The organism is Sporosarcina sp. P17b (assembly GCF_002743115.1).
GTDB lineage: Bacteria > Bacillota > Bacilli > Bacillales_A > Planococcaceae > Sporosarcina > Sporosarcina ureae_C.
Genome location: NZ_PDYP01000002.1, coordinates 23,896 through 36,807, shown reverse-complemented (window position 1 = coordinate 36,807; position 12,912 = coordinate 23,896). Strand labels below are relative to the sequence as shown.

The window sequence follows — 12,912 nt, the reverse complement described above, 5'->3', positions numbered from 1 at the left end:
TTTATGTTTGAATCCTCGGTGCTTTTGCATGATGCAAAAAAGAAGCTGTCTTTTATAGACAACTTCTTTTTAGTATAGAATTATTGATCTCATGTTGTGGAATCTCAGTAGTTTCTTGTATTAGAAGTATATTCTTCTGTTTCTTCTTGATAATCCATATTCTGGTCTTCTTCAAGATTTTCAACATACTCACCATCTTGCTCGTTTTCATCCTCTAAAGATAAAAACTCCCGCAATGCTTGTCTGTTTTGTTCTAGATTAATATCAAGTACTTGCCCTACATCTGTACGTAAGTCACCGAATGAACCTTCGACTGGAATACGCAGTGATTCCATTTTATTATCTTTACCACCGGTTAACATACCTTTACCGATTGAGAAGATCGTTTTTTTATCGATGTTTGTATTGATATAAGGCTCCATTACGCCTAATAACTTAGGTAAATTGACGATTGTTTGGAAACTAATCGCTTCATCTTTAAGCTTCGACAAAGCTTCTTGCTGCCGTTCCACCCGTCCATAATCGCTATGGATATCGTGACGGAATCGCACATATCCAAGTAATTGGTCACCATTTAGTTTCTGTTGACCAGGATAGAGCGTCAAACCTAAACCATGTGACATTTCATAGGGAATATCCACTTCAATTCCTTCAGGAGCAATTACATCAACCATTTTTGAAAAACCTTCAAAGTTTACGATCGCATAGTATTGTGCGTCTACATCAAAATTATGCTTAATAGTTTTACGGACTAATTCGGGTCCACCAAGAGCATAGGCCGCATTAATTTTTTCCATGCCGTGATCGGGGATTTCAACGTATGTATCACGCATGAGAGAGACTAACTTCACTTGATTGGTTGTTTGGTCATAGTGACCGATCATCAAAGCATCTGAACGAGTGTCTTCTTCGTCGCCTCTTGCGTCATCACCGATCAGCAACACATTGATTTCACCGAACTGTGATTCTCCACCTTCAAAATCATCAAAAGCCGAATCACTATCGGAAAATGTATTACTGCTATCGCTAAGTTCTGTATGTATATCATTGGTTTTGTCATCATTCGCAAAGGATAGGCCGTTTGAATATTGCGCAGCCACATATCCGCCACCCGCTAATAGTAACAACGTGAATATCATGAAGATTACGCGTTTATATTTTCTTTTAAGTTTTTTCTTACGACGCTTTTCTGTCTCTCTGTTTTCCAATAGTGCCACCTACTCATCAGATTATGAATTTTTTGTTAGTACGCTTGAAGCAATTTGAACTGCTATCGCATCATCTAAATACCCGACCGCGAATATATAATCGGGAATAACGTCCACTGGAACGATAAAGTACAATAATGCGCTACCGATAATGGCAAGATCACGTTTTGCAACATCTTGCATTTTGAAGCGTGTAAATAATTCCTTCATTTGGTCGACGAACGGACCTACTCCGCCAGCCAATTTTAACTTCTTGTCAAAGTCATGTAAAATTCTTTCTCTTCCTTCATTCGTCTGGACATACGCTTCGTAACCTGCCAATTGGAGTTCTACTTTTTCAATGGAGATATCCGCAGATAGAAGTTCTGATGTATCAACCAGTTGTTGAATGGTTTCGTCATAAGCTGTCCGCTTTGCGTTTTTTTGATTAACTGGATAGCCTGCCGCTTGAAGTAGTTTTGCTAATGGGATGTCTAAAATCGTCGCAAATTTCTCCAGATGATCAAGTGTTGCTTTTCGTTTGTCGTTGATGATTCGAGAGATCGTCGCAGTATCAATATCTGTAAGTTCGCTTAGTTTACGCATGGACAATGAACGTTCTTTTAATACTTCACGCAATAACTGCCCTATACTCAAACCAAGGCTGCCTTCTGACATGATACTATCCCTCCTTTTCCAAGACAACGTAAAAATTTCTTCGCTCTCAAAATAATAAATGCTTGTTGACAAATTGTCAACAGTTATAGGCGAAGAACTACTTTTTGTCGGAAAATGTCGGCATTTACTCATTTTAAATTTTTTCCGAGTCTTATTCAATACGTTCTACCATGTATTCATTTTATACTAGGTATATGAATAGGAAAAAGGAGGAATCACCATGTTGAAAAAGTTCATTATGTTGTTGGCAATTGTTGCCGTTTTAGGTGCTTGTTCGTCTTCTGATACAGCGAGTAGCGCGAATGACATTGCTTTACAGGACTTTGATGGAAAAACCGTCAGTCTTGCGGATTATGAAGGCAAGAAAGTGTATGTAAAGTTTTGGGCTTCTTGGTGTCCTATCTGTCTAGCAGGTCTCGATGAAGTGAATACACTAGCTAGGGAATCTACTGATTTCGAAGTGTTGACTGTAGTAGCACCTGGTTATAATAATGAAAAGAAACATGATGACTTCATAAAATGGTTCAAAGGTGTTCAAAATGTAGACGTTTTACCGGTGTTATTAAATGATGGTGGCAGTCTAGTGCAAGACTTCAATGTGAAAGGGTATCCAACATCTGCTTTCATTGATACAAAAGGAAAACTAGTCCGCTCACAACCAGGACACTTATCGAATGAACAAATCATCGATGCTATGGCACAAATTAATTAATGAGGGGAGTCCTTTATTATGAAACTGAAATATTTACTTAGTTTATTTTGCATCTTGCTGCTTGCAGGATGTGGCATAGGAAATTCAGATTCATCCACTAGTCTAGGTTCACTAACTGCTTCCTCAGATTCTAAGTATCCAGCCAATCCGAACGAAGATTTAACATTTAATGAAGAAAATCTTCAGGACATCTATTTGGCTGGAGGTTGTTTCTGGGGCGTAGAAGCCTATATGGAAAGAGTGTATGGCGTATATGACGTGACATCAGGCTTTGCGAACGGCACAACGAAAAATCCGACATACAATGAAGTCATTACAGGCAAAACAGGTCACGCGGAAACAGTGCATGTGCAATTCGATCCAGAGCGTACAGACTTGAAAACAATTGTGGAGCACTTTTTCATGATTGTAGATCCAACATCTTTGAATAAACAGGGAAATGACCGTGGTACACAATATCGCTCAGGTATTTATTATACGAATCCCGACGACAAAAAAATCATTGATGAAGTCGTTACGACAGAACAAGAGCGTTATGACGAGAAAATTGTTACAGAAGTAGAGCCATTAACGAGCTATACTTTGGCAGAAGAATATCATCAAGATTACTTAGAGAAAAATCCAGATGGGTACTGTCATGTAGAGTTCGATACACTTGAAGATCAAGACATTCCGTCTGTAATTGACGCTGCGAATTATCCGAAGCCGAGCGATGAAGAATTGAAAAAGAAATTGACGAAAGCTCAATATCAAGTGACACAAGACAACAATACAGAAGCGGCATTCTCGAATGAGTACTGGGATACATTTGAAGACGGCATTTATATAGATGTCGCAACAGGGGAACCTTTATTCTCAAGTGCGGATAAGTATGACTCGCAATGTGGTTGGCCGAGTTTTACGCAGCCGATCATACCAGAAGTTATGACGGAACATACAGATAAAAGTTTCAATATGGTGCGAACTGAAGTAAGAAGTCGTGCGGGCGATAGTCACCTCGGCCATATCTTTCCTGATGGACCGAAAGATCGCGGTGGATTACGTTATTGTATAAATAGCGCAGCGATCGACTTCGTACCTCTAGAAGAGATGGAAGCTAAAGGATACGGCTATCTGACAAGTTATGTGAAATAATGTACACTGAATATAACAAAAGGAAAGGGGCCCCTTGGCAGCCTTTCCTTTTTACACGATAAAAAGAAGGGACCGGGTTCAATGAAAGAAATGATAGCGAAGTGCAGGTCAGAAGTCGAAGGGATTTACAATAAATTTGATGCAAGCCATGATCTCGATCATATTGACCGCGTAATGAAAAATGCAGAGAAAATCTTAATGACAGAGCCGGATGCTGATAAACTAGTCGTTAAACTAGCTGTTCTGTTACATGACGTAGAAGATACGAAGTATGAAAAGATGCATGAGGCAACGACTGTGGAATTACTTGAAAGAATAGGTGCGACGCAATCGATTACGGATCAAGTGCTGTCTGCGATTGAAAGTGTTTCATTCAGTGGAGGCAACGCAAAAGAACTTACTTCAATTAATGGAGCCATCGTTAGGGATGCTGATCGTTTGGATGCGATCGGTGCAGTAGGAATAGCGCGTGCATTTGCATTTGGAGGTGCGCGTGGTAGAAAACTCTATGACCAACAAGAAGAAGCACGAATGGATATGTCAGAGTCGGAATACCGCAAAAAAGAAACGGCCACAGTAACACACTTTCACGAGAAGTTACTATTGTTGAAAGAGTTGATGGTAACGAAAGAAGGTACACGGCTGGCGGAAGAGCGACATGAGTTTATGGTAGTTTTTTTGAATCAGTTAAAGAAAGAAATTGAATGAAAATTAGATTGCTTATACTGAACTTGATAGGATAGAATGAAGTCACTAGCAATAATAATCTATTCGATAGAGAAATAGGTGACGTCTTGGACAGAAATAATCGATTATTCATCATTACACTCGTTGTCATCGCCTTGTTTACATTAGGTGGATTCGCCGTGCAAAAGGGATTCATTACGTTTTAATATAATCACCAATATTCGTAGCTCATCGGTCGTACTAGATCGGGGGCTATTTTTATTTGGATTTAGCGAAACTTCGATTTAATTTACTTCTCTAAAACAGAAAACATCCGGTTATCTATGTAGATGTCCGGATGTCTCCAGATTCATTTTTATCTGTATAAGTTCTTTTAACACATAATCTATCTGTTCCTGCATTTTAGCCAATTGATCTTCTTCAATCTCTTCTTCTAATGCGAGATAGGCAGCTAGCGTTGTAATCGCTTGGCCGAACAAGCCGATAGATTCACCGAGCAATGCCAATTTAGCAATCTGTTTTTCATTTTCACTCATAGAGAACTCTCCTTAATTGTTTTCTTATAAGTTATGATAAAGTCTTTGTTCTCGTTCGACTAAGTAATCAAGCCATAAATGAAGTATGAATAGGTACAGGTGTTGCATAGAAATAATAGTACTGTAAAAAAAGGAGGGTGTTTTGTATGTATAACGAACAAGAAACACGAACTATTACTGTCTTTGGCGAAGGTGCGGTGAAAGTTTCACCTGATACAGTTCATATGGTGTTATCTGTCACCACAAGAGGAACGGAACTTAAGGATATCCAACAAGAAAATGCTAGTCGTATGAACCAAGTCATCCAATCACTGAAAAAAGTAGGAATAGAAGAATCATCCATTCAAACAATAGATTTTCAAATTCGACCAGTCTATGAATACGTCAATGGCGAACAACGATTTCAAGGCTACGAAGTGATCAACTCCATCCGGATTACAAGCAACGAACTGTCACGAACGGGTGAACTAGTCGATCTCGCAGTCAAAAATGGTGTCAATCAAGTGGGGAGTATTGAATTCACGATGCAGGATCAAGATGACCGATATCAACAAGCTTTGGCGCTAGCCCTTACAGACGCTGAAACAAAAATGATTACAATTGGTACTTCATTGAAGTTACAAAATAAGCCGATTCCAATGAAAATTGAAGAACAGCATACGTCTCAGCCAGTTGCATTTCGAGCGATGGCCATGGCGGATACAGGTAGAACGCCGATCGAATCTGGTACTATTACGATTAGCGCAAGTCTACAAGTGAAGTATCAAATCATCTAATAAATTGGCTAGTATGTCATTTGGCAGTCTGCTACTATGATGAAAAAGGCTTTCGAAAGAGGCGGTACACATGGAAGTGCATTTCATTATTAATGAACAGGCAGGTGACGGTAAAGGGGCTAAAGTGTGGGCGATCCTGCGGAAGAATAGTAACTATCCATATCATCTGACAGAGCGGCGTGGTCATGCGATAGAACTGGCAAAGCAACTGGCTGGACAAACTTCTGAGTCATTGTTGCTTATCGTGATAGGCGGGGATGGCACGATTCACGAAGTGCTAAATGGGGTGGTAGGTTATCCTCATGTAACCGTCGGGGTCATGAAAGCAGGATCGGGTAATGATTTCGCCAGGGAGTTCCCTGCGTTTACTAGTTTGCAGGAAATTGAAAACTATATCGCAACCAAACCGATTAAGCGAAAAACGGTAGACTTTGGATCGGTTCAATTAGACACTGTTCATCAACGCTATTTTGCGAGTAATAGTGGATTTGGTTTGGATGCGGATATTTCATTGGCAGCTAGTCGATCTACTATTAAAAAGACATTGAATAAATGGAAGCTAGGTAGCGTAGTGTATGCATTGACGGTTGCAAAGAGTCTACTAGCTTTCAAACCTTTTAACGCGGAAATTCGAATAGATTCGGATACTCGCGTGTTCCGTAAAGTTTGGATGATCACAGTGAGCAATCAAAAGTATTACGGTGGCGGCATGAAAATTTCTCCGCATTCCATTTACGATGATGGAGAGTTTGAGCTGACAGTCGTTCATTCCATATCCACGCTGAAATTCCTCACCGTATTCTTAACTGTCTTTAATGGAAGTCATACGAAGTTAAAGGGAGTTTCTACTTATAAGAGTGATACGTTCATCATTGAACCCGATCGAGTAGTAGGTTGCCACACTGACGGAGAGTATATTGGAACCACTTCAGACCGACCCGTTATTTGTAAGGTGGACGAGCGAAAGTGGTATGTGGCGGATCAAAGGGAATAATACAAATATATTCTTCAGGTCAACTGAACTAAATTAATGGATGGTTGTCGTGAAAAATAAATAACTATTAATTTCGTTTTGTTATGTAGTGAAATTATCAAATTGTAGTGTAACAATAGCCTTTTAAGTTAGTTGCATTTTATTTTTACAATCCATATTAAAATTAAAGCAATTAAAAATAGTGAAATAAATTTAAAAAAACTATTGATTTTGAAAGCGGTTGCATTTATACTTTTACTAAACCGGTTTACTAAACCGGTTTAGTAAGTGGGAAAAGGTGAAATGAAATGAAAGTGACGATGGCTGACGTAGCCAAAAAAGCAGGCGTCTCTAAAAGTACTGTTTCACAATTTATGAATAAGAGATATGAGTTCATGGCTGAAAAAACAAAAGTGAAAATACAAGAATCCATTGAGGAGCTCGGATATATTCCGAATAATATGGCGAGAAGTTTAAAGAGAAAAGAATCGAACACTATAGGTATTATTGTGGCAAACATATTACATACTTTTTCCACTGAAGTTATCAGGGCCATAGAAGATGTTTGTGAAGAAAAAGGAGTACATGTTTTTGTATGCAACGCTGACGATAATCCTCAAAAAGAACGGTCTTACATCGATATGCTGCGTGCTAAACAAGTAGATGGCCTTATTATTTTTCCTACAGTGGGTAATGAAGATCTTTACGCTGATTTACGAAAAAATAATTTTCCTATTGTGTTCGTGGATAGAAGAACAGAAAAACCATATTATCCTACAATTATGCTAGATAATCATAAAGCTTCCGAGATGGCAATTGATCAATTTATAGAAGCAGGAAAGATGAAAATAGCAATTGTATCGACTTCTATTGAAAGAAAAGTAATTCCTCGAATTGAGAGAATTGAGGGCTATCAGGATAAAATGAAAGCGCACTCTTTACCTGTTGCAGATTCTTGGATTGTAGCGACTGAAAGAAAAAATATTATGAATGAACTTCAAGTTTTATGGGATAAAGAAGAAAAGCCTAATGCTTTCTACGCGATAAATGATCTAGCGCTAATGGAATTAATGAAATTCATTAAAAAAAATAATTTATCGATTCCCAAAGATGTTGCCGTAATAGGACTGGATGATTCTCCCTTCTTGGAAGTTTTCACGCCAGCTATAACAGTAATTAAACAACCAACCTTTCAAATGGGTATGGAAGCAGCTCAGCTACTATTAAAAATCATTCATGATAAAGAGATACCAGATGATATAGAAGTACAAAGGTACGTGCCGCATTTATTGAAAAGGGAGTCTGTATAAAATAGGGAGTTAAGAAAATGACTAAGAATTTTAATGTGTTAACTATTGGGGATGCAATGATCACAATGGATCCTATTACAAAAGGTCCAATGAGGTTTGTTACTCATTTCGAAAGAAAAATGGGAGGTGCGGAGTTAAATTTTGCTATAGGTTGTTCAAGGTTGGGATTAAATAGTAAGTGGATTAGTCGGTTAGGTCAAGATGAATTCGGTAAAGTAATCTATAACTTTGCTCGTGGTGAAGGAATTGATGTAACAGATGTTGACTTTGTAGAAGGATACACTACATCTGTGAATTTCAAAGAGGTTAGAGAAAGTGGGGAAGGCAAGACATTTTATTACCGTCAACAATCACCAGTTCTAACGTTGAGGGTAGAAGATATTAATGAAAAACTATTGGATTCTATCGATCTGCTACATATTACTGGAGTATTCTTAGCGATTGATCCACAAAACCTTACGATTGCTAAACGCTTAATCACGTTAGCGAATGAAAAAAACATCCCTGTATCATTCGATCCAAATATACGTTTGAAATTATGGACGATTGAAGAAGCAAGAAAAGCTTATTTTGAAATCTTTCAACAAATTGATATTTTATTGACAGGTTTAGATGAAATTCAATTAATTTTAGAGGATAGTTCGGAAGCGACGTTAGTCAAATTGGCAAATGAGTTTAATATAAAAGATTTGGTCATAAAAGATAGTTCAGCCGGTTCTAGGCTATATAGAAATGGTGAATGGTTTACTTCGCCAGCATTTCAAGTACCTGTAATTGATACGGTAGGTGCAGGTGACGGTTTTGATGCTGGTTATGTTTATAGTTATTTAAACAACTTGGAACCAAATGAAGCTTTACGTTTTGCAAATGGTGTTGGTGCGCTTGTTGTAAGCGTTTTAGGAGACAATGAAGGACTTCCATATTTAAATGAAGTGCAATTATTTACTTCAGGCACTAAAGAGATTGAAAGATAAATATTAATGAAAGGGGTGATTAGAAGATTATATTCAATAAATCATTTTCTACAAACAACTATAAAAGGGGCGAAAAACATGAGGAAAATTAAATTAATGACGGGTTTATTGATTGCAATTTTAATGCTAGCAGCTTGTGGGACAGATAAGACAGGAGATTCAGCAGATTCAAAAGGCGATAAGGTAATTAAATGGAAATTAGGTCATTTGGCGGATGAAAACCACATTTGGCATAAAACCGCTTTAAAGTTTGCTGATTCAGTTAAAGAAAAGACAGATGGGCAAATGGAAATTGTTATTTATCCAAATAACTCTTTAGGTTCGGAAACTGATACGATTAACTCTATTCAAGCTGGATCAGCTGATATGGTTGTTTCAGGTGAAACATTACAGAACTGGGCTCCAAAAGCTGCACTTATGGCTGTACCATATGCATTTGATGGAATTGATCATGTGAAAAAAGTGGTTGAAGGAGATATTGGTAAAGAGATTGAAGAGCAAATTATTGAGAAGGCTAAATTGACGCCGCTTTATTATCATACAAGAGCTCCTCGGAATTTGACTTCTGATGACAAAATCCAATCACTATCAGATTTGAAAGGTTTCAGCATGCGTGTTCCAAATGTTCCTTTATTCTTGAAAGTATGGGAAGAAGCTGGGGCGAAACCACAAGTTATTGATTTTAATGAAGTTTTCACCGGCTTACAACAAGGAGTAATTAAAGGACAAGAAAATCCAGTAGATTTGATTCAAAGTGGTGGACTTTATGAAGTACAGAAGTATGTTAATCGCACAGAACATGTATATTCTTGGATTTATGTATTAGTTGGAAATGATCAGTACAATGCACTGACTGAAGAACAAAAAACAGCAGTTCAAGAAGCAGCTGCTGAAGCGAAAGAATATGGAGATTCATTGTATGATGAAACAATTACTTCAATTGAAAAAGACTTAGAAGACAAGGGTATGGAGTTTGTTGATGTAGATCGTCAAGAGTTTAGTGATGCGATGTTACCAGCAGTTAAAAAAGCCTTATCTGATGAACAAAATGAAGTATTAGATAAAATTCTTGAAGCAAAGTAATTTAGAATAAATAGGCACAGCTAATTGATAATTGGTTGTGTCTTTCCTTAAGAAAGGAAGTTGACGCAATCATGTTAAAATTAGTAGAACGCATTCTAGGCATACTATCTATTTTTAGTCTTGCCGGAGTTATCATCGTAGTAACTATTCAGATTTTATCTAGGTTTCTTCCTTTTTCATACATATGGACAGAAGAGTTAACACGTTACTTATTCTTATTTGCTATTAGTTTTGGTACGCCATTAGCTCTAATGCGAAATGAATTTATTAATGTTGATTTATTAATTAACAAATTGAAAATTAGCGTTAGAAGATTTTATGATATTGCTATTTATATTACTATTTTGATTTTAACATTAGTAATTACTAAAGAAGGATATAATTTCATGTTACTAGGACATAATCAACGAGCAGCGACATTACCTATCCAGATGTCTGTTGTACATGCATCTGTTTTCTTAATGGGACTTTTCCTTTCAATATTTTGCGTTGTGAAGATTATACAATTAATACAGAATAAAGAACTTTATTTAGATGGGAGTGAAGAAGAATGATGGCGTTAGTTCTGTTCCTATCTTTTCTTGTATTAATATTTATTGGAGTGCCGGTTGCATTTAGTTTAGGATTATCTTCACTTTTATATTTGTTTATTAACGATATGTCGTTTTCAATCATTCCTCAAAGAATGTTTGGAGGACTAAATTCCTTTGTTTTACTATGTATTCCAGGCTTTATTTTAGCTGGAAATTTAATGAATGCTGGTGGAATTACTGATCGTATCATTCAGTTTGCTAATAACTGCTTTGGACATATTAGAGGTGGTTTAGGATTAGCGAACGTTGGATCATCGATGGGTTTTGCGGGTATTTCCGGTACAGCACTTGCTGACACGGCAAGTATCGGTGCAGTCATGATACCTGCAATGAAAAAAGAAGGTTATGGAGCTGGATTTTCTGCAGCTGTTACAGCTTCTTCATCTACAGTTGGACCAATCATTCCACCATCGTTGCCAATGATTATTGTAGGTACATTAGCTTCAGTATCTATTGGTGATCTATTCTTAGCAGGTGCAGTGCCAGGTATACTTTTAGGACTCGGCTTGATGATTCCGACATATTTGATTTCTGTTAAAAGGAAATATCCTAAAGGTGAACGTAAATCGTTCAAAGAAATAGGTAGTAGTTTCTTAGGAGCTTTTTGGGCTCTCTTTATGACAGTCATAATATTAGTTGGGATTTTAGGTGGGATTTTCACACCTACAGAAGCTTCTGTTATCGCGGTTTTATACGCATTGGTAATTGGGATTTTTGTTTATAAAGAGTTGCCAATCAAAAAGATACCAGAAATCATGCTAGACTCTATGACGAGCACAGCTTCCATCATGTTATTAGTAGGATTTGCAAACTTATTTGGTTGGATAATGGTTAGTGAACAAATTCCGCAATTAGTAGCGAGTACTATTTTAGGTATTTCAACTAATCCAATCGTAGTTATTCTCTTAGTCAACCTTTTATTGTTATTTGTTGGTACGTTTATGGAAACCATTGCAGCACTTGTTATTCTTTTCCCAGTTTTACTTCCTGTAGCCATGGAAGTTGGTATGGATCCTGTGCAATTTGGTGTAATGATGGTCTTGAATCTTGTAATTGGTTTAACAACCCCGCCAGTTGGTGTGTGTCTGTTCGTTGCTTCTCAAATAGGGAAGGTCTCTATAGGCAAGACAACGAAAGAGTTGCTTCCTTTCCTAGGTGTTAGTTTAGTAATACTGTTATTAGTATCGTTTGTGCCACAAATCACATTATATTTACCAAGTCTATTTAAGTAGGTGTAGAAGATGAAAATTAAAGCAGTGCAAGTCCCAGAAGGTCATAAATTAATGATTATTGAAAAAGATCGACCAGAAATTAAAAATGAATCTGATGTACAAGTAAAAGTTAAACGTGTAGGTATCTGTGGCTCTGATATGCATATTTATCATGGTACTAATCCTTTAGCAACATATCCACGCGTGGTTGGACATGAAGTAGCGGGTGAAGTTACTGCAGTAGGCGAATCTGTTAGTACGCTCCAAGTGGGCGATCATGTTGTAATTGAACCCATTTCATTTTGCGGGAAATGTTACGCTTGTAGAAAAGGTCGTCAAAATGTGTGTAAAGATCTTTCAGTTTTTGGTGTGCATGAAGATGGTGGTATGCAAGAAGTAATTGTTCTTCCTGAAAGACAAGTTCATCGTGTTAACAAGAATCTTGAATGGGATGAAATTGTTTTAGCCGAACCCTATACAATTGGTGCGCAAGCTGTTTTCAGGGGGAAGGTCGAAACAGGTGATACCGTATTAATTCAAGGTTGTGGACCTATTGGGGTTTGTATTTTGAAAATGGCTAAATTAGCAGGTGCTATTGTAATCATGACAGATTTAGATGAAAAAAGATTACATTTTGCAAAACAAAACGGTGCAGACTATATCGTAAATGCCGGAAAGGTAGATGTAGAAACGGAGGTAATGAAGATTACTGAAAGTGAAGGGGCGAACGTTGTAATAGATGCTGTATGTCTTCCATCGACATTTGAACTAGGTGTACAAGTAGCTTCGCCAGCCGGTACAGTAGTCGTACTTGGCTTTGATGAGCGATCAGCTTCAATCTCCCAGCTTCCTATAACTAAAAAAGAATTAGAAATCGTAGGGTCCCGTTTACAGACCAATCAATTTGAAAAAATAATTACTTTATTAAATGAAGGTAAGTTAACTCAAAATGGTTTAATTACACATAAATTTGCGTTGAAGGATGTTCAAAAAGCATTTGACTTTATCGAGAATAATCCTGACCAAGTACGTAAAGCTTGCATTACTTTTGACTAAGG

Annotated in this window: 14 protein-coding genes; 11 read left to right on the top strand and 3 right to left on the bottom strand. The window is 37.4% G+C overall.

The features are described 5' to 3' along the window. Positions 1-104: 104 nt before the first annotated feature. Both CSV76_RS02195 and CSV76_RS02190 read right to left on the bottom strand, forming a co-directional pair. Positions 105-1,139 (bottom strand): LCP family protein, encoded by a 1,035-nt coding sequence (locus CSV76_RS02195; RefSeq protein WP_099624796.1) that lies wholly within the window; start codon positions 1,137-1,139, stop codon positions 105-107. Between the two features lie 90 nt (positions 1,140-1,229). Next, positions 1,230-1,865, bottom strand: a complete 636-nt coding sequence (locus tag CSV76_RS02190) for a helix-turn-helix domain-containing protein (protein ID WP_099624631.1) — start codon at positions 1,863-1,865, stop codon at positions 1,230-1,232. A 220-nt stretch (positions 1,866-2,085) separates the two neighbouring features. On the opposite strand from CSV76_RS02190, the gene CSV76_RS02185 reads away from it, so the two are divergent. The 3 genes from CSV76_RS02185 (at position 2,086) to CSV76_RS02175 (ending at position 4,419) form a co-directional block, all read left to right on the top strand. Further along, positions 2,086-2,577 (top strand): redoxin family protein, encoded by a 492-nt coding sequence (locus CSV76_RS02185; RefSeq protein ID WP_099624630.1) that lies wholly within the window; start codon positions 2,086-2,088, stop codon positions 2,575-2,577. 18 nt (positions 2,578-2,595) lie between these two features. Next, complete coding sequence (gene msrB, locus CSV76_RS02180; RefSeq protein ID WP_099624629.1) at positions 2,596-3,711, top strand: peptide-methionine (R)-S-oxide reductase MsrB; 1,116 nt, start codon at positions 2,596-2,598, stop codon at positions 3,709-3,711. A gap of 81 nt (positions 3,712-3,792) precedes the next feature. After that, the gene (locus CSV76_RS02175; protein ID WP_085426447.1) at positions 3,793-4,419 is read left to right on the top strand and encodes an HD domain-containing protein; all 627 of its coding nucleotides are present in this window, start codon (positions 3,793-3,795) and stop codon (positions 4,417-4,419) included. A gap of 296 nt (positions 4,420-4,715) precedes the next feature. Here the strand turns inward: CSV76_RS02175 and CSV76_RS02170 are convergent, their stop codons facing one another. Beyond that, a complete protein-coding gene (locus CSV76_RS02170) occupies positions 4,716-4,934 on the bottom strand; it encodes a hypothetical protein (RefSeq protein ID WP_099624628.1) in 219 nt (72 codons plus the stop codon). Positions 4,935-5,080: 146 nt separating this feature from the next. Here CSV76_RS02170 and CSV76_RS02165 point away from each other — a divergent pair, with 146 nt between their 5' ends. The 8 genes from CSV76_RS02165 (at position 5,081) to CSV76_RS02130 (ending at position 12,910) form a co-directional block, all read left to right on the top strand. After that, complete coding sequence (locus tag CSV76_RS02165) at positions 5,081-5,710, top strand: SIMPL domain-containing protein (RefSeq protein WP_085426445.1); 630 nt, start codon at positions 5,081-5,083, stop codon at positions 5,708-5,710. A 70-nt stretch (positions 5,711-5,780) separates the two neighbouring features. Beyond that, positions 5,781-6,704 (top strand): diacylglycerol/lipid kinase family protein, encoded by a 924-nt coding sequence (locus CSV76_RS02160; RefSeq protein ID WP_099624627.1) that lies wholly within the window; start codon positions 5,781-5,783, stop codon positions 6,702-6,704. Positions 6,705-6,991: 287 nt separating this feature from the next. Further along, entirely contained in the window at positions 6,992-7,993 is a 1,002-nt protein-coding gene (locus CSV76_RS02155; protein WP_099624626.1) for a LacI family DNA-binding transcriptional regulator, read from the top strand. A 17-nt stretch (positions 7,994-8,010) separates the two neighbouring features. Beyond that, on the top strand, positions 8,011-8,967 hold the full coding sequence (locus CSV76_RS02150) for a sugar kinase (protein ID WP_099624625.1): 957 nt from the start codon (positions 8,011-8,013) through the stop codon (positions 8,965-8,967). Positions 8,968-8,973: 6 nt separating this feature from the next. Further along, positions 8,974-10,050, top strand: a complete 1,077-nt coding sequence (locus CSV76_RS02145; protein WP_233204384.1) for a TRAP transporter substrate-binding protein — start codon at positions 8,974-8,976, stop codon at positions 10,048-10,050. Positions 10,051-10,121: 71 nt separating this feature from the next. Beyond that, positions 10,122-10,604 carry a TRAP transporter small permease gene (locus CSV76_RS02140; protein WP_099624623.1) on the top strand — a complete coding sequence of 161 codons (483 nt, stop codon included), beginning with the start codon at positions 10,122-10,124 and terminating at the stop codon, positions 10,602-10,604. Beyond that, complete coding sequence (locus CSV76_RS02135; RefSeq protein WP_099624622.1) at positions 10,601-11,875, top strand: TRAP transporter large permease; 1,275 nt, start codon at positions 10,601-10,603, stop codon at positions 11,873-11,875. Before CSV76_RS02140 ends, CSV76_RS02135 begins: the two co-directional genes overlap by 4 nt. 15 nt (positions 11,876-11,890) lie before the next feature. Then, positions 11,891-12,910, top strand: a complete 1,020-nt coding sequence (locus tag CSV76_RS02130; RefSeq protein WP_099624795.1) for a zinc-binding alcohol dehydrogenase family protein — start codon at positions 11,891-11,893, stop codon at positions 12,908-12,910. The last annotated feature ends 2 nt before the right edge of the window (positions 12,911-12,912 follow it).